The sequence below is a fragment of the Citrobacter enshiensis genome (assembly GCF_029338175.1).
Lineage (GTDB): Bacteria > Pseudomonadota > Gammaproteobacteria > Enterobacterales > Enterobacteriaceae > Citrobacter_D > Citrobacter_D enshiensis.
On the sequence record NZ_CP119862.1, the window covers coordinates 2,068,923 to 2,094,714 of the forward strand.

General features: G+C 52.7%; 13 protein-coding genes and 14 pseudogenes. 17 read left to right on the top strand and 10 right to left on the bottom strand.

The window, feature by feature from the left end; all coding sequences use genetic code 11:
* Window positions 1-214: 214 nt before the first annotated feature.
* From hinT to P2W74_RS10095, 8 genes and pseudogenes are all read left to right on the top strand, one after another.
* Window positions 215-574 (top strand): purine nucleoside phosphoramidase, encoded by a 360-nt coding sequence (gene hinT, locus P2W74_RS10060; RefSeq protein ID WP_276295166.1) that lies wholly within the window; start codon window positions 215-217, stop codon window positions 572-574.
* A gap of 2 nt (window positions 575-576) precedes the next feature.
* On the top strand, window positions 577-951 hold the full coding sequence (locus P2W74_RS10065) for a YcfL family protein (RefSeq protein WP_203361262.1): 375 nt from the start codon (window positions 577-579) through the stop codon (window positions 949-951).
* 13 nt (window positions 952-964) lie between these two features.
* Window positions 965-1,609, top strand: a pseudogene (gene lpoB / locus P2W74_RS10070) (penicillin-binding protein activator LpoB).
* Window positions 1,590-2,414 (top strand): thiamine kinase, encoded by an 825-nt coding sequence (gene thiK / locus P2W74_RS10075; protein ID WP_276294838.1) that lies wholly within the window; start codon window positions 1,590-1,592, stop codon window positions 2,412-2,414. Before lpoB ends, thiK begins: the two are co-directional and overlap by 20 nt.
* Before the next feature lie 10 nt (window positions 2,415-2,424).
* Window positions 2,425-3,450, top strand: a pseudogene (nagZ, locus tag P2W74_RS10080) (beta-N-acetylhexosaminidase).
* A gap of 38 nt (window positions 3,451-3,488) precedes the next feature.
* On the top strand, window positions 3,489-4,031 hold the full coding sequence (gene ycfP / locus P2W74_RS10085; RefSeq protein WP_276294839.1) for an alpha/beta hydrolase YcfP: 543 nt from the start codon (window positions 3,489-3,491) through the stop codon (window positions 4,029-4,031).
* A 237-nt stretch (window positions 4,032-4,268) separates the two neighbouring features.
* Window positions 4,269-5,575: pseudogene (ndh, locus tag P2W74_RS10090) on the top strand (NADH-quinone dehydrogenase).
* Between the two features lie 321 nt (window positions 5,576-5,896).
* Window positions 5,897-6,437: pseudogene (locus tag P2W74_RS10095) on the top strand (glycine zipper 2TM domain-containing protein).
* Between the two features lie 124 nt (window positions 6,438-6,561).
* Here P2W74_RS10095 and P2W74_RS10100 read toward each other — a convergent pair.
* Window positions 6,562-7,194 (bottom strand): annotated as a pseudogene (locus tag P2W74_RS10100) (TetR/AcrR family transcriptional regulator).
* A 241-nt stretch (window positions 7,195-7,435) separates the two neighbouring features.
* Between P2W74_RS10100 and bhsA the strand changes: the two are divergent.
* Entirely contained in the window at window positions 7,436-7,696 is a 261-nt protein-coding gene (gene bhsA, locus P2W74_RS10105; RefSeq protein ID WP_276294840.1) for a multiple stress resistance protein BhsA, read from the top strand.
* Window positions 7,697-7,777: 81 nt separating this feature from the next.
* Here the strand turns inward: bhsA and ldtC are convergent.
* The 3 pseudogenes from ldtC to P2W74_RS10120 form a co-directional block, all read right to left on the bottom strand.
* Window positions 7,778-8,744: pseudogene (ldtC, locus tag P2W74_RS10110) on the bottom strand (L,D-transpeptidase LdtC).
* Window positions 8,745-8,891: 147 nt separating this feature from the next.
* Window positions 8,892-12,343: pseudogene (mfd, locus tag P2W74_RS10115) on the bottom strand (transcription-repair coupling factor).
* Window positions 12,344-12,435: 92 nt separating this feature from the next.
* Window positions 12,436-13,544, bottom strand: a pseudogene (locus tag P2W74_RS10120) (acyltransferase family protein).
* A 260-nt stretch (window positions 13,545-13,804) separates the two neighbouring features.
* Between P2W74_RS10120 and lolC the strand changes: the two are divergent.
* The 7 genes and pseudogenes from lolC (at window position 13,805) to cobB (ending at window position 18,728) form a co-directional block, all read left to right on the top strand.
* On the top strand, window positions 13,805-15,004 hold the full coding sequence (gene lolC / locus P2W74_RS10125) for a lipoprotein-releasing ABC transporter permease subunit LolC (protein WP_276294841.1): 1,200 nt from the start codon (window positions 13,805-13,807) through the stop codon (window positions 15,002-15,004).
* Window positions 14,997-15,701, top strand: a pseudogene (gene lolD, locus P2W74_RS10130) (lipoprotein-releasing ABC transporter ATP-binding protein LolD). Before lolC ends, lolD begins: the two are co-directional and overlap by 8 nt.
* Complete coding sequence (locus tag P2W74_RS23550) at window positions 15,701-15,901, top strand: hypothetical protein (RefSeq protein WP_412767224.1); 201 nt, start codon at window positions 15,701-15,703, stop codon at window positions 15,899-15,901. Before lolD ends, P2W74_RS23550 begins: the two are co-directional and overlap by 1 nt.
* Window positions 15,902-15,953: 52 nt before the next feature.
* Window positions 15,954-16,358 (top strand): annotated as a pseudogene (locus P2W74_RS23555) (ABC transporter permease); the annotation flags it as partial.
* A gap of 223 nt (window positions 16,359-16,581) precedes the next feature.
* Window positions 16,582-16,951 (top strand): annotated as a pseudogene (locus P2W74_RS23560) (FtsX-like permease family protein).
* 28 nt (window positions 16,952-16,979) lie between these two features.
* Entirely contained in the window at window positions 16,980-17,891 is a 912-nt protein-coding gene (gene nagK, locus P2W74_RS10140) for an N-acetylglucosamine kinase (RefSeq protein WP_276294842.1), read from the top strand.
* 15 nt (window positions 17,892-17,906) lie between these two features.
* Entirely contained in the window at window positions 17,907-18,728 is an 822-nt protein-coding gene (gene cobB, locus P2W74_RS10145) for a Sir2 family NAD+-dependent deacetylase (protein WP_276294843.1), read from the top strand.
* Window positions 18,729-18,832: 104 nt separating this feature from the next.
* Here the strand turns inward: cobB and potD are convergent.
* From potD to potA, 6 genes and pseudogenes are all read right to left on the bottom strand, one after another.
* A pseudogene (gene potD, locus P2W74_RS10150) lies at window positions 18,833-19,881 on the bottom strand (spermidine/putrescine ABC transporter substrate-binding protein PotD).
* Window positions 19,882-19,905: 24 nt separating this feature from the next.
* Complete coding sequence (gene potC, locus P2W74_RS10155; RefSeq protein WP_192612477.1) at window positions 19,906-20,685, bottom strand: spermidine/putrescine ABC transporter permease PotC; 780 nt, start codon at window positions 20,683-20,685, stop codon at window positions 19,906-19,908.
* A 224-nt stretch (window positions 20,686-20,909) separates the two neighbouring features.
* The gene (locus P2W74_RS10160) at window positions 20,910-21,314 is read right to left on the bottom strand and encodes a hypothetical protein (RefSeq protein ID WP_276294844.1); all 405 of its coding nucleotides are present in this window, start codon (window positions 21,312-21,314) and stop codon (window positions 20,910-20,912) included.
* Window positions 21,315-21,506: 192 nt separating this feature from the next.
* Window positions 21,507-21,794, bottom strand: a complete 288-nt coding sequence (locus P2W74_RS10165; RefSeq protein WP_276294845.1) for a hypothetical protein — start codon at window positions 21,792-21,794, stop codon at window positions 21,507-21,509.
* A gap of 502 nt (window positions 21,795-22,296) precedes the next feature.
* Window positions 22,297-23,160, bottom strand: a complete 864-nt coding sequence (gene potB, locus P2W74_RS10170; RefSeq protein WP_276294846.1) for a spermidine/putrescine ABC transporter permease PotB — start codon at window positions 23,158-23,160, stop codon at window positions 22,297-22,299.
* Window positions 23,144-24,294: pseudogene (potA, locus tag P2W74_RS10175) on the bottom strand (spermidine/putrescine ABC transporter ATP-binding protein PotA). Before potA ends, potB begins: the two are co-directional and overlap by 17 nt.
* A 244-nt stretch (window positions 24,295-24,538) precedes the next feature.
* Between potA and pepT the strand changes: the two are divergent.
* Window positions 24,539-25,766, top strand: a pseudogene (gene pepT, locus P2W74_RS10180) (peptidase T).
* Window positions 25,767-25,792: the final 26 nt, after the last annotated feature.

Below are 25,792 nucleotides of genomic sequence, written 5' to 3' on the forward strand. Positions count from 1 at the left end.
GCTTTTTTGTTTCTGCCAGGCGGCGCGCCTGAAATGATGGGCTTGCGTCGGGAGAGGGAAATGGCTATAAGCGCAGCACCAGATGAGCTTTTACTTAATAAATCGCGGGTTAAAGTTGAAAGAGCGTGAGTAACTCGCTCATACTCTATACTCGCAATGTGGCTCAGCGTAGCATGGTGAAACGTAAGGGCTAATTATGAAAAAGGAAAACGTCGTGGCAGAAGAAACTATTTTCAGCAAAATCATCCGTCGTGAAATTCCCTCGGATATCGTTTATCAGGACGATCTGGTCACTGCATTTCGTGATATCTCTCCCCAGGCGCCGACACATATCCTCATTATTCCTAATCTCCTGATCCCCACCGTCAATGACGTTACGGCTGAGCACGAACAGGCACTGGGGCGGATGATCACGGTGGCGGCGAAAATCGCTGAACAGGAAGGTATTGCTGCTGACGGTTATCGTTTAATTATGAATACCAATCGCCATGGCGGACAAGAGGTGTATCACATCCATATGCACCTGTTAGGCGGCCGCGCGCTGGGTCCAATGCTTGCGCATAAAGGTCTTTGATGATGACGAGAGGATGCGTTGCGCTGTCGTTGGCGGTGCTGTTGCTCGTTGGCTGCCGTTCACATCCTGAAATACCGGTGAGTGATGAGCAGACGCTGGTCATGGAATCAACGCTACTGGCGGCGGGGATCACCGCAGAGCCTCCGGCGTTGACGACGTCCGATATTCAGACTTCTGCCTCCTCGCGACTCTATAACGAAAGACAAGAACCCGTTACCGTTCATTATCGCTTTTATTGGTATGACGCCAGAGGGCTGGAAATGCACCCTCTGGAGAAGCCGCGTAGCGTAACGATCCCGGCGCACTCGTCGGTTACGCTATACGGAAGCGCCAATTATCTGGGGGCGCACAAAGTTAGACTTTATCTTTATTTGTAAGAGGTGAATCTTGATAACTAAAATACATCGCTACGCACTGGTAGCCGCGCTGGCGATATTCCTCTCGGGTTGTGTGGCCCAACGTGAACAACCCGCGCCGGTCGATGAGGTAAAACCGACACCCGAACAGCCAGCTCAGCCGGAGCAACCGGTGCCTGTCGTGCCGACGGTGCCGACGATTCCTCAGCAACCGGGTCCCATAGAGCATGAAGATCAGACTGCGCAACCCGCGCCGCGCGTTCGTCATTATGACTGAACGGCGCCCATGCAGCCGATGGTCGGAAAAATGTTGCAGGCGGGGGGGATCGCGGCAGGTAATGTCCTGCTGGTCGACAGCGTAAACAACCGTACCAATGGCTCCCTCAATGCGGGTGAAGCGACGGAAACGTTACGCAATGCGCTGGCAAATAACGGCAAATTTACGCTGGTCTCGGTGCAGCAGTTGTCGCTGGCGAAACAACAGTTAGGGTTGTCTCCGCAAGACAGTTTGGGAACCCGCAGCAAAGCCATCGGGATTGCCCGCAACGTTGGCGCGCAATATGTGCTCTATTCCAGCGCGACGGGTAACGTCAATGCTCCTACGCTGCAAATGCAGCTCATGCTGGTGCAAACTGGCGAGATAATCTGGTCGGGTAAAGGTGCAGTCCAGCAAAAATAACCGACTGACGCGCGACGAGGTGTTGTCGCGCTATTTCCCGCACTATCATCCCGTCGCCGCGAACAACAGCGGATTAAGCGGCGGGAGCGTCATCATTGAAAATGCGACCCATCGCCTGGTTCTTCGTTGTCACCATGATCCTCAGGCGCCGGAGTCGCATTTTTTGCGGCAGTACCGGGCGCTCTCACGCTTGCCCGCCACGCTTGTGACCCGTCCCCGACTCTATACGCCTGGCTGGATGGCCGTGGACTATTTAGCGGGCGACGTAAAATCCGGATTACCGGAAGCCGACGCGCTGGCGGGCTTGCTGTATCATCTGCATCAGCAACCGTGCTTTGGCTGGCGGGTCACGCTGCTGCCGTTGCTGGAGCACTACTGGCAGTGTTGCGATCCTGCTCGTCGGACGCCTGACTGGCTACGACGGTTAAAACGGCTGCGAAGAGAGGGGGAACCTCGCCCTCTGCGTCTCGGGCCTTTGCATATGGATGTCCATAGCGGCAATCTGGTGCACACGGCGTCAGGGTTACGATTGATTGACTGGGAATATGCCGGAGACGGCGATATTGCTCTGGAACTGGCGGCGGTGTGGGTGGATGATGCGTTACAGCATCAACAGCTGATCGGCGCCTACGCTGAGCGCGCGCATCTTGATCCCCGATGCCTCTGGCGGCAGGTCAGATTATGGCATCCCTGGGTGATGATGCTGAAAGCGGGGTGGTTTGAGTACCGCTGGCAGCAGACCGGTGAACACCAATTTATCAGGCTGGCCGATGAAACCTGGCGTCAGCTAACAACGAAAAGATAAGGAGAGCAGTGTGGGCCCAGTAATGTTGGATGTTGAAGGATTTGAACTGGATGCCGAAGAGCGCGAAATTCTGGCGCATCCGCAGGTAGGCGGTCTCATTCTCTTCACCCGTATTACCATGACCCGGAACAGTTGCGTGAACTGGTGCGCCAAATTCGGGCGGCATCGCGCAATCATCTGGTGGTGGCGGTCGATCAGGAAGGCGGACGCGTGCAGCGTTTTCGTGAAGGCTTTACTCGCTTACCGGCAGCGCAATCTTTTGCCGCGTTGCAGGGGCTGGAAGAGGGCGGAAGGCTGGCTCAGGAGGCGGGCTGGCTGATGGCCAGTGAAATGATCGCCATGGATATCGATATCAGCTTCGCCCCGGTTCTTGATGTCGGACATATCAGCGCCGCCATTGGCGAGCGTTCTTATCATGCCGATCCGCAAAAAGCGTTGGTCATGGCCACGCGCTTCATTGACGGTATGCATGCCGCAGGCATGAAAACCACCGGCAAACACTTCCCGGGTCACGGGGCTGTTACGGCGGACTCCCACAAAGAAACGCCTCGCGATCCCCGTCCACAAGCGGAAATCCGCGCCAAAGACATGTCTGTTTTCCAGGCGTTGATCACCGGGAACAAGCTCGATGCCATTATGCCAGCCCATGTGATTTACAGCGATGTAGATCCGCGTCCGGCGAGCGGCTCTGCGCACTGGCTGAAAACAGTACTGCGCGGTGAACTGGGATTTGACGGCGTGATTTTCTCCGACGACTTATCGATGGAAGGCGCGGCCATCATGGGCAGCTATGCAGAACGTGGTCAGGCTTCACTGGATGCAGGTTGCGATATGATCCTGGTCTGCAATAATCGTAAAGGTGCGGTCAGCGTGTTAGATAATCTGTCGCCGATCAATGCAGAACGTGTTACACGTTTGTATCATAAAGGTTCGTTTTCGCGCCAGGAACTCATGGATTCTGAGCGCTGGAAAACCGTCAGCGGCCCAGCTTGTCCAACTGCATGAACGCTGGCAGGAAGAGAAAGCAGGTCATTAACACTCCCGTCAGGGGAGTCGGGTTTTGGTGAGGATGCGATGATTATCTATTTACACGGTTTTGACTCTAACAGTCCGGGTAACCACGAGAAAGTGCTGCAACTGCAATTTATTGACCCGGATGTCAGGCTGATCAGCTACAGCACGAGGCATCCTAAACATGATATGCAGCATCTGCTTAAAGAAGTGGACAAAATGTTGCAGCTCAACGTGGACGAACGCCCGTTGATTTGTGGTGTGGGTCTTGGCGGCTACTGGGCGGAACGGATCGGTTTTCTCTGTGATATTCGCCAGGTGGTGTTTAATCCTAATCTGTTCCCCTATGAGAACATGGAAGGCAAAATCGATCGTCCTGAAGAGTACGCCGATATCGCCACCAAGTGCGTAACCAACTTTCGGGAAAAGAACCGCGATCGTTGCCTGGTGATCCTTTCTCGCCATGATGAAACCTTGAACAACCAACGTTCGTCAGAAGAGTTGCACCATTTCTACGAAATTGTGTGGGATGAGGAACAAACCCACAAGTTCAAGAATATCTCGTCTCATTTGCAGCGAATTAAAGCCTTTAAGACCCTGGGTTAACACGACCAAACTGTTTTACAAGACCAGCCTTCGGGCTGGTTTTTTTGTGCGTATTGCCAGTGTTGTCTAACTTTTCAGCGAGAAAACTTGATGCACATCAATTTTGGTATGACCAATGCACCGTTCGTGTTATTCTCATTGTTGAAGTCGCTTTTCATTGTCGTAACTTGTTGTTAATTAAAGGCTATGCCTATAACGTTTAATTAACAATTGGTTAATAAATTTAAGGGGGTCACCTTGACTACACCATTGAAAAAAATCGTGATTGTCGGCGGTGGTGCTGGCGGGTTGGAAATGGCGACGCAGTTGGGCAAAAAACTGGGCCGCAAGAAAAAAGCGAAAATCACGCTGGTGGACAGAAACCACAGCCATCTGTGGAAACCGCTGTTGCACGAAGTGGCGACCGGTTCGCTGGATGAAGGTGTTGATGCGCTGAGCTACCTGGCGCATGCGCGCAATCATGGCTTCCAGTTTCAGCTTGGGTCGGTGATGGATATCGATCGGGAAGCAAAAACGATAACCATTGCTGAACTGCGCGATGAAAAAGGGGGAGGCTGTTGGTGCCGGAGCGTAAAATCGCCTATGGCACGCTGGTGATGGCGCTGGGAAGTACCTCCAATGACTTCAATACGCCTGGCGTGAAAGAGCACTGCATTTTCCTCGATAACCCACATCAGGCGCGTCGTTTCCATCACGAAATGTTGAACCTGTTTTTGAAATACTCTGCTAACCTGGGGGCGAACGGTAAGGTTAACATCGCCATTGTGGGTGGTGGCGCAACCGGCGTTGAGCTCTCGGCAGAACTGCATAATGCGGTGAAACAACTGCACAGTTACGGCTACAAAGGGCTGACCAACGAAGCGCTGAATGTGACGCTGGTTGAGGCCGGAGAACGCATTCTGCCAGCACTGCCGCCGCGTATTTCTGGCGCAGCGCATAGCGAATTGACCAAGCTGGGTGTTCGTGTGTTGACGCAGACGATGGTGACCAGTGCTGATGAAGGCGGACTTCACACCAAAGATGGCGAATACATTGAAGCCGATCTGATGGTGTGGGCGGCAGGCATCAAAGCGCCAGACTTTATGAAAGATATCGGCGGTCTGGAAACCAACCGTATCAATCAACTGGTGGTGGAACCGACCCTGCAGACTACGCGTGACCCTGACGTGTATGCCATTGGCGACTGTGCATCCTGTGCGCGTCCGGAAGGGGGCTTTGTGCCGCCACGTGCTCAGGCAGCACACCAGATGGCGTCCTGTGCAATGAACAATATCCTGGCGCAGATGAACGGCAAACCGCTGAAAGCGTACCAGTACAAAGATCACGGCTCTTTGGTTTCGCTGTCCAACTTCTCTACTGTGGGGAGTCTGATGGGGAATCTGACGCGCGGATCAATGATGGTGGAAGGGCGCATCGCCCGCTTCGTTTATGTTTCGCTGTATCGTATGCACCAGATTGCGTTGCACGGCTACTTTAAAACCGGGTTGATGATGCTGGTTGGCAGCATTAACCGTGTGATTCGCCCACGTCTGAAACTGCATTAATGATCCCTCTACTCACCGGCCATATGTGCCGGTGAGTTTTTACAGAAAATCCTCCCATCTGTTAACACCGTTCATTTAAGCCAATGAATGAGGGGAAACACCGGGATTTGGTTCCCGGAGGGACGCCAAACCCGGTGGTCGCCCCGGATATCCCGGTTTTAAACTAACGGCGTTATCCCGCCAGTCCTTGTTATGCGCTTCGGAGTACTCCGAATCCTCCTGTTTCGCCGCTCAAACCCCTACTTTTCATCCGTTGTCTGATTTGCTTACTCCTCCACCCGTTGCAAAATTGTTACTAATAGCAAAAAAGGAGGAGTTCCCGTGAATAAATCAATGTTGGCGGGTATCGGGATTGGCGTAGCGGCTGCGCTGGGCGTCGCGGCTGTCGCCGGTCTTAATGTCTTAGAACGTGGCCCGCAGTATGCTCAGGTTGTTTCTGCAACACCGATTAAGGAATCGGTTAAAATCCCACGTCAGGAGTGCCATAACGTCACGGTCACGCACCGTAAACCCGTACAGGATGAAAACCGTGTCGCCGGTTCCGTACTTGGCGCGGTTGCCGGGGGGGTTATTGGTCATCAGTTTGGCGGTGGACGTGGTAAAGATGTGGCTACGGTGGTGGGTGCGCTGGGCGGCGGTTATGCAGGTAACCAGATCCAGGGCCTCAATGCAGAACAATGACACCTACACCTCAACCCAGCAGCGTTGCAAAACGGTGTATGACAAGTCTGAAAAAATGTTGGGTTATGATGTCACTTACAAAATTGGTGACCAGCAGGGCAAGATTCGCATGGACAAAGATCCGCGTGCGCAGATCCCTCTGGATAATAACGGCCAGCTCATTTTGACTAACAAAGCGTAAAAATAGCTCTACTCTGCACACTTGCCCCTCATTCGCTCAGGCTGAGGGGCTTTTTTATGTCTGCGATGACCATCAGGAATGGGCGATTGAGTGAATTCGATACGCCCAGCTCCGACAGACTATTTCAGCAGCTCAGCCACAGTTTTAGCGTGGTGTGCGTGATCTGCCATTAGCGTCCTCAAATGTTGCGCCTTTCGCGGGCGCCTTATCGACATCCCCTGCAATATACAGTTCAGATATTCCGCCAGACTCTGCGGATTGCAGTGCGCCGGAATCTCGCCCCGTTCTTGTCGTTGACGGAGGAATTGGGTCAGTGTCTGTTCCTGCATCGCATGGCGTGATTTGACCGTATGCGCAATATCACGAAGAAGAGGCTGCCAGCGTCGCGGAGGTATTAATCATAAAGCATCCGGCGGGAGTCTCTTTGCTGGTAAAGCAGGTCGCAACGGCGGTTGAAATAATCTTCGAGCGCCGATTCAACACTTTTTTCTTCGCAGAAAAGCTGAGCCTCGTGCTTTGCGGCAAAACGGCTAATGTAGCGATCCAGCACGGCGCGAAATAACCCTTCCTTATTGGTAATATCCGCATACAGCGTCGGCGCTTTCGCACCGGTTGCTTCTACGAGGTCGGAGAGCGATGTCGCTTCATAGCCATGTTGCCAGAAGAGTGTCATGGCCTTATCAAGCGCGGCTTCCCTGTCGAACACTTTTGGTCGGCCACGGCTTTTTTTTGCGCAACTTGTCGGGGTAGTTGTCATGGTGCCGTTGTACCTGGTTGGGTTTGTTGAACAACCATTATAAAAATAAACCCGCTCAGTCTCCAGCGTATTCAGAATAAAAATAATTTAATCTTACTGCTCTGAAAAATAAGATATTTATAATTAAACTAACGACCATTATAAAAATACATTGACGTGTGACCTGGATCACATCTATGATTTACCTATCGATCGTTAAGTTAATGCTAACGACATCATTCATCTGCTACAGGTCACTATCATGAAAAACGTAAAAACCCTTATCGCTGCCGCTGTTCTGAGGCTCAACTTTCATTTGCCAGCCTTTGCGGCCGTTGAAGTTCAGGCTACGCCCTGCCGGTCAACAAAAGTGGGCACCATCTCTGCGAATGCAGGGACTAACCTGGGTTCTCTGGAAGATCAACTGGCGCAGAAAGCGGATGAGATGGGGGCGAAATCCTTCCGTATTACTTCCGTTACCGGTCCTAACACTCTTCACGGAACGGCGGTTATTTACAAATAAGCATGACTCCCTCATCAATGCTCTCTTTAATTGCCACAAAAAAACCCGCGATGTTTGCGGGGTTTTTTATATGCTGAGTCTCTACATCGCCTGTGGTGTGGCATCCTGATGGCGGGTGACATCCACCGGCATACCGGAACGCACTTCCATAACATGCTCCATGACCGCCGCGTCCGTCTGCGCTGAGCTTTAAACGCCTGCATTGCGCTGTTCAGGTTAATGGGCAATACCTGCGGGTCATCGTTCAGATTCTTCGCAACGGCTGATGCACTTCCACCCAGACGCACACCTCCCGGTTCTACAGAGGCTTTGATTGGCGTATTGATGATATTCACTTTTGTCCCTGGCGTAACCTGGCGGAACAATGTCTCAATATCACCGTCACGTAAGCGAATACACCCTGAGCTGACGCGCATGCCTATACCAAAATTCGGCATTGGTGCCATGCAGGCAGAATAAACCCCGCGTAGGCGGCTAAGCGAATCGCATGATGCCCCATAGGATTATCCGGTCCGGCAGGGACCACGGCAGGGAGGTCAACGCCTTGCGCTTTGTAACGGGCGCGAATATTCGCCGTTGGAGTCCAGGTCGGGTTGGCGCGTTTGTCAGAGACGGTTGTCACCATCGTTGGCGTCAGCGTATCACCGCCTAGCTGACCGATGCCGATCGGGTAGACGGTGACCGCGTTTTTCCCCGGCGGGTAATAGTACAGACGTAACTCCGCCAGATTGATCACGATCCCTTCGCGCGGCGCATCTGGCAGGATAGTTTGCAAAGGGATGGTCAGCACGCTACCCGCGCGTGGAACGTAAGGATCAACGCCCGGGTTGGCCTGTAACAGCGCCAGAAAACCGACATTGTATTTCTTCGCGATCGATTCCAGCGAGCCGCCGTTGTTTTCAACGACGTGAAATTTGTTTTCGCCCACCAGGTTGCTGCCCGCCGGAGGCAGTGGCCAGGTGTTCGCTTTGGCAGGCAGCGCAACCGCCACGGTCGCGGCGAGGGCAAAAAATGCCAGCCAGCGAGAAAAACGTATGTGTAATCTCATCACTATAAATCCATGTAAATCACAGGGTTATTGTTGCGATAACGTAAACGAGGATTATGACGGCTGGCTATGTCGGGAAGTGCAGGGAAATGCAAAGAGTTTGTAAATCCTGCGCCGGGTGAAGATTGACCTCACCCGGAGCAGTTATTACGCGACGGCGTTTTCTTCCAGTTGCCGCATGAACTGACGTACCCACTCAATGCGGGTTTTACGTTCACCCAGTTCCTGAATAAATTTCAGTCGGGTTGGCCCGTCCAGACGGAAGTGCTGCGGTTGTTTCTGCAACAGACCGATAAGCCAGACGGGGTTGACGTGGTTTTTCTCCGCGAACTCGATGATGCCGCCTTTCTCGTTGCCTTCCAGCTTTTTAATGCCGAGTTTTTTGCGCCTGCTGGCGCAGACGGGCAATCTCCAGCAGCGTGCGGGCGGGATCAGGCAACAGACCAAAACGGTCGATCAGTTCAACTTTTATCTCTTCCAGTTCGTTTTCGCTTTTCGCACTGGCGATACGCTTGTAGAACGAGAGACGGGTGTTCACATCCGGGATAAAATCATCCGGCAACAGCGATGGCATACGCAGTTCGACTTCCGTCTGTTGGCTGGTAAGGTCTTCCAGCGACGGTTCGCGCCCGGCTTTCAGCGCATCGACGGCGTTTTCCAGCAATTCCATATACAGCGAGAAACCGATGGTTTCCATTGAGCCGCTCTGATCTTCGCCGAGTAATTCCCCCGCGCCACGAATTTCGAGATCGTGCGTTGCCAGCGCGAAGCCCGCCCCCAGATCCTCAAGCGACGCGATAGCCTCAAGGCGTTTTTGCGCATCGGTAGTCATGGCTTTTGGATGCGGCGTCAGCAGCCAGGCATACGCCTGATGGTGCGAGCGACCAACACGGCCACGCAACTGATGCAATTGCGCCAGACCGAAATGATCGGCGCGTTCGATAATGATGGTATTGGCGGTGGGAATGTCGATCCCGGTTTCGATAATCGTGGTGCACACCAGGACGTTAAAGCGCTGATGGTGGAAGTCATTCATCACGCGTTCCAACTCGCGTTCGCGCATCTGTCCGTGACCAATCGCGATACGGGCTTCGGGCACCAGTTCCGCCAGCCGGTCCGCCGCTTTCTGAATATTCTCCACATCGTTGTACAGGTAGTACACCTGGCCTCCACGCAGCACCTCACGCAGGATCGCTTCACGCACCACCAGGCTGTCGTATTCACGGACAAAGGTTTTGACCGCCAGACGACGAGCGGGCGGGGTGGCGATAATAGAGAGATCGCGCATACCGCTCATCGCCATATTCAGCGTACGCGGGATCGGCGTCGCCGTCAGCGTCAGAATGTCCACGTCGGCGCGCATGGCTTTGATGCGCTCTTTGTGGCGGACACCAAAACGGTGCTCTTCGTCGACAATCAGCAGGCCTAAATCTTTCAGTTTTACATCGCTTTGCAGCAGTTTGTGGGTGCCGATCAAAATATTCGATCTTACCTCGGCGACCTGCTCAAGGATTTGCGTCTGCTCTTTGGCGCTACGAAAGCGAGAGAGCATCTCAATACGCACCGGCCAGTTGGCAAAGCGATCGCGGAAGTTGTCGAAATGCTGCTGGGCAAGCAGGGTGGTCGGCACCAGTACCGCCACCTGTTTGTGGTTTTCCACCGCCAGAAACGCGGCGCGCATGGCCACTTCGGTTTTACCAAAACCGACATCACCGCAGACTAAACGGTCCATCGCCAGCGGCTGGCACATATCACTGAGGACCGCATTGATGGCCTGCGCCTGGTCAGGCGTGGTTTCAAACGGGAAGCTGTCGCAGAATAACTGGTATTGCTCACGATCGTGCTTAAAGGCGAAGCCCTGTTTAGCCGCGCGTTGGGCATAAATATCCAGTAATTCTGCCGCCACATCGCGCACTTTTTCCGCCGCTTTCTGCCGGGCGCGCGACCACGCGTCGCCGCCCAGTTTATGCAGCGGCGCATTGTCCTCCGCACCGCCTGCGTAACGGCTGATCAGGTGCAGCGACGAGACCGGTACATACAATTTGGCGTCATTGGCGTAGGTGAGCATCAGATATTCAGCGGTGATGCCGCCGGCTTCCAGCGTGGTCATCCCGGCATAGCGACCGACGCCATGCTCAAGGTGGACGACAGGCTGACCCGGATGCAACTCGGCCAGGTTGCGGATGAGCGTATCCGGGTTGATGGTCCGGCGGGTATCCTGACGACGCCGCGCGACGCGTTCACCGAGCAGATCGCTTTCGCAGATCAGCGCCAGATTACGCTGCGTGTCGATAAATCCATGTTCCGCAGCGCCAATCATCAGGTAACGGCCCGAATCGCTTCGCTTCATCCAGACGTAAAATTCGTTTAGGCGCAATTTTGATGCGGGCAAGCAGTTCACCGAGAGCTTCCCGGCGACCTTCGCTTTCTACGGAGAAAATAACCGGACCGGTAAAGGCTTCCAGGAACTTACGCAGGGCATCCAGCGGGGCTTTTTGCTGCGCCTGCACCGCCAGGTCGGGAAGTTTCTGGAAACCCAGATTGGTATTGGCGGCTTTATCCGGAAGATGTTCGGTTTTGAGCTGTACGCGGGGCCAACGTTTAAGCTCGGAAAAAAGTTCATCAACGCGTAGCCAGAGCGATTCCGGCGGTAAAAGCGGGCGCATTGGATCAATGCCGCGATTTTCGAAACGTGACAGGGTATCGGCCTGGAAGCGCTCTGCGCTGTTTTCCAGGTTCCCCGGTGTTCACCAGTAGCGTATTCGCCGGAAAGTAACTAAACAACGGCGGCAGCGGCTCGCTGAAGAACAGCGGCTGCCAGTATTCGATTCCCGCCGGTAACGTGCCTTTGCTGACCTGCTGATAAATATGTTCAGGATCGCGTTTCACCTCAAAGGTATCGCGCCACTGGCTACGGAACAGCTCAATGGCCGCTTTGTCCGTCGGGAATTCGTGCGCAGGCAGCAGGTTAATCGCCTCAACTTCTTCCAGCGTACGTTGGGTGTCGGTGTCGAACAGACGCAGGCTGTCTATCTCATCATCAAAGAAATCGAGGCGGTAAGGCTGCTCGCTGCCCATTGGGAACAGATCCAGTAACGCGCCGCGGGTGGCGTATTCTCCGTGCTCCATAACCTGATCAACATGACGATATCCGGCGCTCTCCAGTTGTGCGCGTAAGCATCGCGCGACAATCGCTGGCCCCTTTTTCATCACCAGCGCGTGACCATGCAGATAATTGTGCGGGCAGACGCGCTGCATCAGGGTATTGACCGGCACGATCAGTACGCCGCGTTGCATCGACGGCAACTGATACAGGGTAGAGAGACGCGAGGAGATGATCTCCTGGTGCGGCGAAAAACTGTCCGTAGGGGAGCGTTTCCAGTCCTGCCAGATTCATCCACCATCTGATCGGTGAACTGGCCAATTTCATCATGCAGACGCAGGGCGTTCTGCATATCCGGCGCAATGAGCACGATGGGGCCCGCGTGACGCTCGGCAATCTCCGCGACCTGTGTGGCGCAAGCAGCACCAGTAAGCTCACCCAACTGGCGCTGATCGCCGGCTTTCGTCGGCAGAGTATAACGTTGTTGTTCAGGCATTCGGTTGTCAGGATCTCTTTTGGGTATACACCACTCTATGGGGGCATATGACTGATAAGCAATGCTCTTTATTATCCTTGATCATCAACTCATTAGCAAATGATTCGCCCCCGTACAGGGGCGAAAAACTTACGCTGATGGGCTCGTGACGGCCAGGCGGGAAGGGGGGAGAACAAGAGATCGGCGAAGACGTTCTGCGATAGGGTACGCACGGCAAGCCCCGCCAGAGTACAAAGCAGCAGACTGAGGAAGGGATAGGTAAGCAACAGAGCGAGCTCAATCTGCGGTGACCATGACGCCTGATTCAGTTTCGGGATCAGGGTTAAGCTGAACGCTTCAACCAGAATTCGGTGGGTGGTGTAGATAGCAATGGTGTTAGAACCGATGACGTTGAGCGGACCGGAAGAACGCATGCCGTAACGCTGCTCGAACTGATAAAACGCTTTCATGATCAGTACAATTGAAACAAATGAAAGAAGTAGTGCGATGTTTGCCAGCCATGTGGCAACGGCTGCCAGGGCGAGAATACCCAGCGCGACGGGATGACGTCGCAGAGGTGTCTGTTTAATCCCCGCCATGAGCGGCGCGCCAAACCAGGCGCCGAGGCTGTACCAGGGGAGATTACGGATCACGCTGTTCATCCCCCACCACGGCGTCGGGAGAAAATTGATAGTGACGCTCAGTAAGACAAAAACGGCAAACAGCGGCTTTGCCCAGCGGGCGAAGAGTTTACACAGGACAAAATAGACTATCAGCGCATACAGATACCACAGGCTGGTACTGGCAGTGAACATCCCGCGCAGAAAGTGTTTACGCTGGTGGCGTAGGCCGCATTTGCGCTACTGCTGATATCCCGGTCAGGCGCCAGCCAGTGATTAAGCGAGGTTAATGCCAGCCATTGCACAACGCCCCACAGCGCGAAGACCCACAGAATGCTCCAGATGCGTTTTTCCACGCACCCCTTCCAGGGGACCGCATCAATATAACGGCGGATCAAATACCCAGAGATAAAGAAAAAAACGGGCATACGAAATGGCGCAAGGTAGAGATTGAAATAGATCCAACATTTAGACAGCGTCTGCGAAAACGGATGCTGGAAGGTGGTGAGGTGAGGGTAGAAGGTGATGACCGAGTGATAGACTACCACCAGACAAATACATAACCCTTTGATTTGGTTAATCCATAATTCTTTTTGTTTCATAAAGACAGCCTACCCGTATTGCTCGACATAGCCTGCGATCCTGCGGGTCATGCGCGTTGCTGTAATGGGTAACAATCTGCTTTTTGTATTTTTAAGATAAAGATCAGGTCGGGATGAGGGCGCGTAGCGGGTCACTTTAGTAAGTTGATTTGTGGATACTTTTAGGAATAACACTGACGAACACTTGCGGCTCAGTCATTTACCCATTCCGCTTTCGCTTATATACTCGTGACTTTGCTAACCGCAACCAGACGGATTTCATGTATCAACCTGTCGCTCTATTCATCGGCCTGCGCTACATGCGTGGGCGTGCAGCAGATCGCTTCGGCCGCTTTGTCTCCTGGCTTTCCACCATTGGCATTACCCTTGGGGTGATGGCGCTGGTGACGGTATTGTCGGTCATGAACGGTTTTGAACGTGAACTGCAAAACAACATCCTTGGCCTGATGCCTCAGGCAATTCTCTCGTCTGAGCAGGGTTCCCTCAATCCTCAACAATTACCGGAAAAAGCCGTTGCCTTAAGTGGCGTGAATCGTATTGCGCCTCTGACGACGGGAGATGTCGTCCTGCAAAGTGCGCGCAGTGTGGCGGTTGGGGTCATGCTGGGCATCGATCCGGCGCAAAAAGATCCATTAACGCCGTATCTGGTCAATGTGAAGCAAACCTCCCTCGAAGCGGGCAAGTATAATGTCATCCTTGGCGAGCAGCTCGCCGGGCAATTGGGGGTGAATCGCGGCGATCAAATTCGCGTGATGGTGCCTTCCGCCAGCCAGTTTACCCCGATGGGACGCCTGCCAAGCCAGCGCTTATTTACGGTGATTGGCACGTTCGCGGCGAACAGCGAGGTCGATGGCTACCAGATGCTGGTCAATATTCAGGATGCCTCGCGTCTGATGCGCTACCCGGCGGGGAATATCACCGGCTGGCGTTTGTGGCTGAATGAACCGCTGAAAGTCGACACCCTCAGCCAGCAAACATTGCCGGCAGGGACAAAATGGCAGGACTGGCGTGAGCGTAAAGGCGAGCTGTTCCAGGCGGTAAGAATGGAAAAGAACATGATGGGGCTGTTGTTGAGCCTGATCGTGGCGGTCGCCGCATTCAATATTATTACCTCGCTGGGCTTGATGGTGATGGAGAAGCAAGGGGAAGTGGCTATTTTGCAAACGCAGGGGCTGACGCCGCGCCAAATCATGATGGTCTTTATGGTTCAGGGCGCGAGTGCCGGTATTATCGGCGCGCTGCTGGGGGCGGCGTTGGGCGCATTACTTGCCAGTCAGTTGAATAACCTGATGCCGGTGATCGGCGCGATACTGGACGGCGCCGCGCTGCCTGTGGCCATCGAGCCGCTGCAGGTTATTGTCATCGCGCTGGTGGCAATGGCCATCGCACTGCTTTCTACGCTTTATCCTTCCTGGCGCGCTGCCGCCACTCAACCCGCTGAGGCTTTACGTTATGAATAAGATCCTGTTGCAATGCGACAACCTGTGCAAACGCTATCAGGAAGCACGGTGAAACACGAACGTGCTGCATGATGTTCAGCTTTAGACCGTAGGTGAAGGCGAAATGATGGCGAATCGTGGCAGCTCCGGTTCGGGCAAAAGTACCTTGCTGCATCTGCTGGGCGGACTGGATACGCCGACCTCGGGCGATGTGATATTTAGCGGCCAACCGATGAGTAAGCTCTCCTCGACCGCAAAAGCGGAGCTGCGCAATCAGAAGCTCGGTTTTATCTATCAGTTCCACCATCTGCTGCCGGATTTCAGCGCGCTGGAAAACGTTGCCATGCCGTTACTGATCGGCAAAAAGAAACCGGCGGAAATCAGCGAACGCGCACGTGAAATGCTGAAAGCGGTGGGACTGGATCATCGCGCCAGTCACCGTCCTTCTGAGCTTTCCGGCGGCGAGCGCCAGCGTGTGGCGATTGCGCGTGCGCTGGTCAACAAACCACGACTGGTGCTGGCGGATGAACCCACGGGGAACCTGGATGCGCGTAACGCCGACAGTATTTTCCAGCTTTTGGGCGAGTTGAACCGTTCTCAGGGCACCGCATTTTTGGTCGTCACCCACGATCTGCAACTGGCGAAACGGATGAACCGTCAGCTTGAAATGCGTGACGGTCGCCTGACGGCGGAATTGAGCCTGATGGGAGCAGAGTAATGGCTTCGCCTTTATCGTTATTGATTGGGCTGCGTTTTAGCCGTGGTCGTCGGCGCGGCGGCATGGTCTCGCTGATCTCTGTGATTTCTACTATCGGCATTGCGCTGGGAGTGGCGGTCCTGATCGTCGGTTTAAGCGCGATGAACGGTTTCGAACGTGAGCTGAACAACCGTATTCTGGCGGTGGGTTCCGCACGGTGAAATCGAAGCGGTTAATCAGCCCTGGACCAACTGGCGTGAAGCGCTGGAGAACGTGCAGAAGGTACCGGGTATTGCGGCGGCAGCGCCGTACATCAACTTTACCGGACTGGTAGAGAGCGGCGCTAATCTGCGCGCCATTCAGGTGAAAGGGGTAGATCCTAAACAGGAACAGCAGTTGAGCGCGCTTCCCTCGTTTGTGCAGAACCATGCCTGGGATAACTTTAAGGCCGGTGAACAGCAAATTATTATCGGCAAAGGCGTGGCAGATGCCCTGAAAGTCAAACAGGGCGACTGGGTCTCGATCATGATCCCAAATTCGAATGCGGATCATAAACTGATGCAGCCCAAACGCATACGCTTGCATGTCGCGGGGATTTTGCACCTGAGCGGCCAGCTTGATCACAGCTTTGCGATGAATCCCGATGACCGATGTCTACAACAGTACTCTGGAGATGGGATCCAGTGTTTCGGTATTGCGATCAAAGTTAACGATGTCTTTAACGCCAACAAACTGGTGCGTGACGCGGGCGAAGTCACCAATAGCTATGTTTACATTAAAAGCTGGATTGGGACTTACGGCTATATGTACCGCGATATTCAGATGATCCGCGCCATTATGTATCTGGCGATGGTGCTGGTGATCGGCGTGGCCTGTTTTAAATATCGTGTCGACTTTAGTGATGGCGGTAAAAGACAAGAGTGGCGATATTGCCGTATTAAGAACGCTGGGCGCCAAAGACGGTTTGATTCGCGCCATTTTCGTCTGGTATGGATTACTGGCGGGTCTGTTTGGCAGCCTGTGTGGGGTGGTTATCGGCGTTGTCGTTTCATTGGCAACTGACCCCATCATCGAAGGTATTGAGACGATTATCGGGTCATCAGTTCTTGTCCGGGGATATCTATTTTATCGACTTCCTGCCATCCGAATTACACTGGCTGGATGTCCTTTACGTGCTGGTCACGGCATTGTTGCTGAGTTTGTTAGCCAGTTGGTATCCGGCGCGGCGCGCCAGTAATATCGATCCAGCGCGGGTTCTCAGCGGCCAGTAACTGCGGTACACAGAAACAAGGAGCGGCGATGTATTACGGGTTTGACATTGGCGGGACCAAAATTGCGTTAGGTGTGTTTGATAACAAACGGCATTTGCAGTGGGAAAAGCGTGTGCCAACCCCCCGCGACAGCTATGAGGCTTTTCTGAATGCCGTGTGTGATTTGGTCGCTGAGGCCGATGCGCGATTTGGCGAGAAAGGCAGCGTCGGCATCGGTATTCCCGGCATGCCAGAGACGGCGGACGGCACGTTGTACGCCGCTAATGTGCCTGCCGCCAGCGGCAAACCTCTGCGTGCCGATCTTAGCGCTCGCCTGGATCGCGATGTTCGCCTGGATAACGACGCCAACTGTTTTGCCCTCTCCGAAGCCTGGGACGATGAATTTACGCAGTATCCGCTGGTGATGGGGCTGATCCTCGGCACCGGTGTTGGCGGCGGTCTGGTCACCAATGGAAAATCGATCGCCGGACACAGCTACATTACCGGTGAGTTTGGTCATATCCGCTTACCGGTGGATGCGCTCACGCTGATGGGGTTTGACTTCCCGTTGCGCCGCTGCGGCTGTGGGCAACTGGGCTGTATCGAAAACTATCTTTCCGGCCGTGGATTTGCATGGCTGTATCAGCATTACTATCATCAACCTTTGCAGGCTCCTGAAATCATTACGCTGTGGGAGCAGGGTGATGTTCAGGCGCGAGCCCACGTTGAACGCTATCTGGATTTATTAGCGGTCTGTCTGGGCAATATCCTGACTATTGTCGATCCCGACCTGGTCGTGATCGGCGGCGGTTTATCGAATTTCACAGCGATAACAACGCAGTTGGCGGACCGATTGCCACAACATCTCTTGCCCGTCGCCCGGGTGCCGCGTATTGAACGAGCACGACATGGGGATGCGGGGGGAATGCGCGGCGCCGCCTTCTTACATCTTACCGACTAATCAAAAGAGGTTGTTATGCAGTCGCGTCGGGGTCATCGATTAACTCGTTTTCGTAAAAACAAACGCCATTTACGCGAACGCCTGCGTCAACGGATCTTTTTCAGAGACAGAGTGGTGCCGGAAGTGATGGAAAAACCAAGAGTATTAGTACTTACAGGGGCAGGGATCTCAGCAGAATCCGGCATTCGTACGTTTCGTGCCGCCGATGGTCTCTGGGAAGAGCATCGCGTGGAAGATGTGGCGACCCCGGAAGGATTTGCGCGCAACCCTACACTGGTCCAGTCATTTTATAACGCGCGTCGAAAGCAACTGCAGCAATCCGAAATTCAGCCTAATGCGGCACATATTGCACTGGCAAAACTGGAAGAGGCCCTCGGCGATCGCTTCTTACTGGTGACGCAGAATATCGACAATCTCCATGAGCGTGCGGGCAGCGAGAATATTATCCACATGCATGGTGAGTTGTTGAAGGTGCGCTGTTCCCAGAGCGGGCAGATCCTTGAGTGGACAGGCGATGTCACCCCCGACGATAAGTGTCACTGTTGCCAGTTCCCGGCGCCGTTGCGCCCGCATGTAGTGTGGTTTGGCGAAATGCCGCTGGGGATGGATGACATCTATATGGCGCTGGCGATGGCAGATATTTTTATCGCGATTGGCACCTCGGGCCACGTTTATCCGGCTGCAGGTTTTGTTCATGAAGCGCGACTGCACGGCGCACATACGATCGAACTAAACCTTGAACCGAGCCAGGTAGGCAGCGAATTTGAAGAGAAGTATTACGGCCCGGCGAGTCAGGTGGTGCCGGAGTTTGTCGAGAAGTTGTTGAAAGACTTGTAATGTGAGTTGTTGCCGGGTGGTGACTTCGCCTTACCCGGCCTGCAATCGCGCGGACAGAATGCCTGATAAGCGAAACGCTATCAGGCATTCACGCATTAACTGAATTAGCGTCCTGCTTTCAGCTTCTGGTAATACTCTTCATAAAGGGCGCTGGCCGCGCCAACGTCATTCTGCCATTCCCCTTTTTTGATGGTTTCTGCATCAGGGTACAGCGATTTATCGTTAGCGACGTCCGGGCTTAACAGTTTACGGGCCGCCAGGTTAGGCGTCGGGTACCCGATGGTTTCCGCCACTTGCTTTGCGACATCCGGGCGCAGCAGGAAGTTAATCAGCTTCAGCGCGCCTTCCTTTGTTTTTGGCATTTGCCGGAATCGACAGGCTGTCCATCCAGAAGATCCCGCCTTCTTTCGGCCAAACCACTTCCAGCGGCGTACCGGCCTGACGCGCAACCCAGGCAGAACCGTTCCACACCATTCCCAGATTCACTTCGCCTTCCATATACGGGTTAGCCGGGTTATCAGAGTTAAACGCCGCCACGTTTGGCATCAGCTTTTTCAGCTCGTTGTAGGCCGCTTCAATCTCTTTCGGATCGGTCGTGTTGCCTGAATAGCCCAGTTTACGCAGCGCCACCTGGAACACTTCACGCGCATCATCCGTCAGTAACAGACTGCCTTTGTACTCCGGCTTCCACAGATCGGCCCAGCTGGTGATGGTTTTCGGGTCGATCGTCTCACTGTTGACGCCAATCGCCGTGGCACCCCAGATGTAGGGGACTGAGTAGTCGTTGTTCGGGTCAAACGGCTTGTTGAGCATCTCAGGGTCGAGATTGTTGAAGTTGGTTAACGCCGACTTATCGATCTTCTGGATCATGCCCTCTTTACGCATTTTTGTCGACGTAGTAGGTGGAAGGAACCACCAGGTCGTAGGCACCGTCTTTGTACGTTTTGAGCTTGGCGTACATGGTCTCATTCGACTCGTAGGTCGAATAGATAACCTTAATGCCAGTCTCTTTGGTGAACTGCTCAAGCAGTCCTGGCGGAACATACTCGGTCCAGTTGTAGAAATAGAGTGTGTTGTTATCAGCGGCGTGAGCAGTGCTCATGCCCAGTGCCAGAGCACCCGCGGCAAGCAGGTGGCGTGACCATTTTTTCATTTAACGTCCCCTGAATTACGGGCCTTAACGGCCCTTCGTTTTATCACGAGCAATAAGCTGGCTGGCAATGACCATCACCAGCGACAGAACTAACAATATCGTGGCCAGCGCATTCACCTCGGGTGATACGCCCACTTTCACCATCGAATAGATCTTCAACGGTAAAATCTCATACCCCGGTCCGGTCACGAATGACGACACCACGACGTCATCCATCGACAAGGTAAAACTCAGTAACCAACCGGCCGCCACGGCGGGCATGGCCAGCGGCAAAATGATCTTGCGCAGAATGGTGACTTCGCTGGCGCCCAGATCTTTTGCGGCTTCCAGCATCCGTACATCGAAGCCTTTCAGACGTGAATAGACGGTCACGACGACAAACGGCAGGCAGAACGTGATGTGGGAGAAGAGCAGCGACCAGAACCCCAGTTGAATGCCAAGCAGCATAAACAGCACCAGCAGGGAAATGGCCATGACGATGTCCGGCGACATCATGACGACAAACAGCATGCCGCTGACGAAAGGTTTGCCGCGAAAACGGTAGCGATACAGTGCGACGGCGGTGAGCGAACCAATGAGCGTGGCAAAGGTTGCCGAGACAACGGCCATCGTGAGTGAATGCTGTGCAGCCTGAAGCAGACTGTCGTTGTTGAGCAATAAGCTGTACCAGTTAGTGGTAAACCCTTGCCAGTTGATGCCAAAGCGCGAGCTGTTAAAGGAGTTCACAATCAAGATGATGATTGGAATATACAGATAAGCATAAATGGTGGTCATAAAACCACCGCGAAGCAGTCTACCGATCATTCGAGACCCACCTCCTTGCGTTGCAGAAGGGACAGTTTCAGAGTATTGAAATTATTCAATTTTTCCTTTATCTCCAAAACTCGTTGATTAAATAGCGCGCAAAAAAACGCGGCCATCACATGAGGCCGCGCATTTTACAACAATTTTCCCGGCTATCGGGAAAAAATGGCTGATTTAATGACGGGCGTTATACGTTTTGCCTACCAATGCAGCCTGACGGAGGATTACTGTACGATGACCCCCATCACCTTTCCGTTACTCTGGTTCATATCGAATTTGGCGGTCAAGCCGGATTTGCGCCAGTGGGTGCGTTCTTCGTTTTGCGATTGCCATCCCTGGGCCTCCATATAATCTACCGCTTCCCCCTGATACTTTCCGGCAATGTGGCGGTCAATTGTGCGGGCGACGTCAGCCGCGGCGTCGGGATCTGCCTGGTGGTGGCGGTTCGCTTGTGCGGCATTCTGTTGCTTAGAATGATGAGGGTTGCATGTTCCGTTTGTTTCACTAACCTGTGTACAACCCGAATTTTCCAGTTGTGCCCGATAAGACTCACTGATAGCAAAAGCACTATGAAAATAGAGTCCCCCGAACACCATAATGAGTGCTGCTGTAATCTGTTTACTTTTCATCTTTTTAACTCTCAATTTTTGATCTGCCAAAAGAAAAATAACGACAGGATTTTTCGTTTTCGGCAGTGTTAATATTCGTGTTGCTCAGGGAAATATTATTCCGCCATCTTTATTCATGCTGCTTGCACAAATAAATTGATGAATGGCAGGGCGATAAAAATGCGGTGAGACGGTGAATCTCATGTAACGCCATTAATACCAGCAGCGGGAACCATTATCGGCCTGGCTTGCGTCGGGGATGTCTGCGCATGCGGGTAGTGTGATGCCATCGCGGGTAATCATGTTTTTATCCTGATGGTGATGTTTGTGGTGGTGTTGCGGATTATTACCACAGGTGCCATTGGCATCTTCTACCTGCGTGCAACCTTGCTGCTCAAGGTTTTTGGCATATGCTTCGTGGCCTTGCGGAGGTGCAATTACACACCCGGATAACAAGACCGACAAACTACCGATGGCTAACAACATTGATACTTTATTCATTATTTTACTCTCAGGTTATATGACTCAGAAAACTATCTCCTTCCTTCGTTTTTACGCAGTGGTTGTACTTGCATCCCTATGCAAAGATAGTTTTATGAGTGGTCTGATGAGATTATTCTATTAAAGTTGTCGGTTGTTCAACAAATAAATATAGCATTATATATTTTTTTAAATTCTTGTTTTCCCAAGGCATTATACTCATGACGGCTATTGTGTTACCGGCTTGTTTTAAGGATATTGGTTTTTGGTATGCAGCAGTTAATTTTTACTGTTAATTAATTGATGAGCAATTTTTCATTGTTGTCTGAGAATTATCTTATGTCGAAAGAGGTATTATTCTGCGTCTGTGTGCAATATTGCATAAAATTTTCAGATGAAACCTTGGCAATATTAAAATGCTGCACGGCAAGTCAGAGTGGTAATAGAAGGCGAGTAAATAATAAAAAACCGGCGACCTTACGGTGCCGGTTTTTGCCATCGTTAATGCAATGAACGTGGCGGTTTAATCGCCGAGCTCGCTTGCTTTTCTGTTCAGCAGACGCGATGCACGCCAGTAAACCAGCAGCATCAGCCCCATCACAATGGTCAGCGTAATGCTGGTGGCCGCGCCAAACGGCCAGTCGCGGATGTTCAGGAACTGCACCTTAATGACGTTACCAATCAGCAGGTTTTTTGCGCCGCCCATCAGGTCTGAGACATAGAACAGTCCCATCGCTGGCAGCATCACCAGCAGACAGCCCGCGATGATCCCCGGCATGGTCAGCGGAAGGATAATGCGGATAAAGGTCTGCAACTTGTTGGCACCCAAATCACGCGCCGCTTCTAACAGCGGCTTATCCAGCTTTTCAATGCTGGAGTAGAGCGGCATCACCATAAACGGCAACAGGATATAGACCAGACCAATAATGACCGCGCTGGGGGTAAACATGATGCGAATCGGGGTGTCGATAACGCCCAGCCAGAGCAGGAACTCGTTGAGATAGCCTTTGGTGCTAAGGAAAATTTTCAGCCCGTAGATGCGGATCAGTGAGTTTGTCCAGAAGGGGACGATCAGCAAGAACAGCAATAGCGGACGGACTTTTTCCGGCAATTTTGCCAGAAACCAGGCGAACGGATAACCGAGTACCAGACAGGCGAGGGTGGCAATCAACGCCATATTGAGCGAGTGCAGCAGCACCTCAAAATAGAGCGGATCGAGCAGACGCGCATAGTTTTCCAGCGTAAAGACCATTTTGACGAAGTTGGCGTCATCACGGGTCAAAAAACTGGTACCAATGATCATCAGGTTGGGCAAAAAGACAAACAACACAAGCCAACCGACGATGGTGACAATCACCATATTCTGGAACTTACTCGTGTTCTTCATCAGCCAGTACGACCTCCCAGCTTTCTACCCAATTAATGGCCATCTTTTGGTCGAGCGAGTGATCAAAATCCGGATCGTCTTCATTGAAGAATTCGCTCACCATCACCATTTTGCGGTTTTCCAGCTCGACGACAGATTCCAGCGTCATCCCTTTGTAGTTGCGCTCGCGAACGTAACCAATCAGTCCCTCAATATGGTTATCGTCATTGATTTCATCAACGCGCAGATCTTCCGGGCGCAGCAAGACATGTAACTTTTGCCCTGGAATAACGGCAAAATTGACGTAAATGTTGCATTCGCGACCTTCCACATTCGCACGAACGCGCTGCTCGTCAAGACGCTCGATCACGGTGCGTTAAACATATTGATTCTCGCCGATAAAACCGGCCCACGAAGAGGTTTTTCGGTTCTTCGTAAATTTCGCGCGGGGTGCCGTCCTGTTCAATAACGCCGTCGCGCATCACCACGATACGGTCAGACATGGTCAACGCTTCTTCTTGATCGTGGGTGACGAACACAAAAGTGATGCCGAGTTTACGCTGCAACGCTTTCAGTTCGTTCTGCATCTGCTTGCGCAACTTGTAATCCAGCGCAGAAAGCGATTCGTCCAGCAGAAGCAAACGCGGTTTATTCACCACGGCACGGGCGATCGCCACGCGTTGTTGTTGTCCGCCGGAGAGTTGATGGGGTTTACGCTGGGCAAATTCTTCGAGTTGCACCATGCGCAGCGCGTCGTTAACGCGGGGCGTGATTTCGGCGGCGGGGGTTTTCTGCATGCGTAACCCGAAAGCCACATTTTCAAACACCGTCATGTGAGGGAATAACGCATAACTTTGGAACACCGTGTGTACATAGCGGTTTTCTGCCGAACATCGGTAATGTACCTGGTTATCCAGCATGATATGACCGGAATCCACATTTTCCAGACCGGCTATCAGGCGTAGAACGGTTGTTTTTACCGCAGCCAGAGGGGCCAAGTAGCGTGAGAAATTCACCATTGTTAATGGTCAAATTCAGGTTAGAAATGACCTCTTTGCCATCAAAACTTTTGCGAATTCCCGCCAATTGCACCAGCGGTGAAAGCGAACGCGGTTGTTTATTCAATTTTTTTACTCTGTCCCATGTAGGACGCAACGGATGGCTGACCCGATGCGGGGTTTGTGGGTTGGACCACCTTGGTGGACTCTTAAAGAGGGCGGTTATTCTAACGGCAAACCACTGAAATGCGCCAATCCTTGTGCGAATTGCGGGGTTAGCTTTATATTCAGGGAGGGCAGCGGAGCGAAATATTCTCGTTTACGGGATAAAAGTGACCTGACGCAATATTTGTCTTTTCTGGCTTATTGATAATGTTGTCACAAAAAGTGAGGGTGACTGCATGGATAAACTACTTGAGCGTTTTTTGCACTATGTGTCGTTGGATACCCAGTCAAAACCGGGTGTACGACAAGTTCCCAGCACCGAGGGACAGTGGAAGCTATTACAGTTACTCAAACAACAGCTCGAAGAGATGGGGCTGGTTGACGTTACGTTAAGTGATAAAGGGACCGTGATGGCGACGCTGCCAGCCAATGTCCCTGGTGATATTCCTGCCATCGGTTTTATTTCCCATGTGGATACCTCACCGGATTTCAGTGGCAAAAACGTGAATCCGCAGATTGTGGAAAACTATCGCGGTGGCGACATCGCGTTGGGCATTGGAGATGAAGTGTTATCGCCGGTGATGTTCCCGGTGTTGCACCAACTGCTGGGGCAAACGCTGATCACCACTGACGGTAAAACGCTGCTCGGCGCGGATGATAAAGCGGGTGTGGCGGAAATCATGACCGCACTGGCGGTACTGAAACAAAAAGAGATTCCGCACGGCGATATTCGTGTCGCTTTCACGCCGGATGAAGAGGTTGGCAAAGGGGCGAAACACTTCGATGTCGCCGCCTTTAATGCGCAATGGGCCTACACCGTTGATGGTGGCGGCGTTGGCGAGCTGGAGTTTGAGAACTTCAACGCTGCCTCCGTCAATATCAAAATCGTGGGTAACAACGTGCATCCGGGCACCGCAAAAGGCGTGATGGTGAATGCGTTGTCGTTGGCTGCGCGAATTCATGCGGAAGTTCCGGCGGATGAAAGTCCTGAAACCACAGACGGTTACGAAGGTTTTTATCATCTTGCCAGCATGAAAGGCACCGTTGATCGGGCCGATATGCACTACATTATTCGCGATTTTGACCGCAAGCAGTTTGAAGCGCGTAAGCGTAAAATCATGGATATAGCCAAGAAGGTCGGCAAGGGGCTGCATCCGGACTGCTACATTGAGCTGGTGATCGAAGACAGTTATTACAACATGCACGAAAAGGTTGTTGATGCATCCACATATTCTGAATATCGCTCAGCAGGCAATGCGTGATTGTGACATAGAGCCGGTAATGAAACCGATTCGCGGCGGTACCGATGGGGCGCAGCTGTCGTTCATGGGATTACCGTGTCCGAATATTTTCACCGGGGGTTACAACTATCATGGCAAGCATGAGTTTGTGACGCTGGAAGGGATGGAAAAAGCGGTGCAGGTGATTGTGCGTATCGCAGAACTGACGGCAAAGCAAAAGTAATGGGTATTGGTAGATGCCGGATGGTG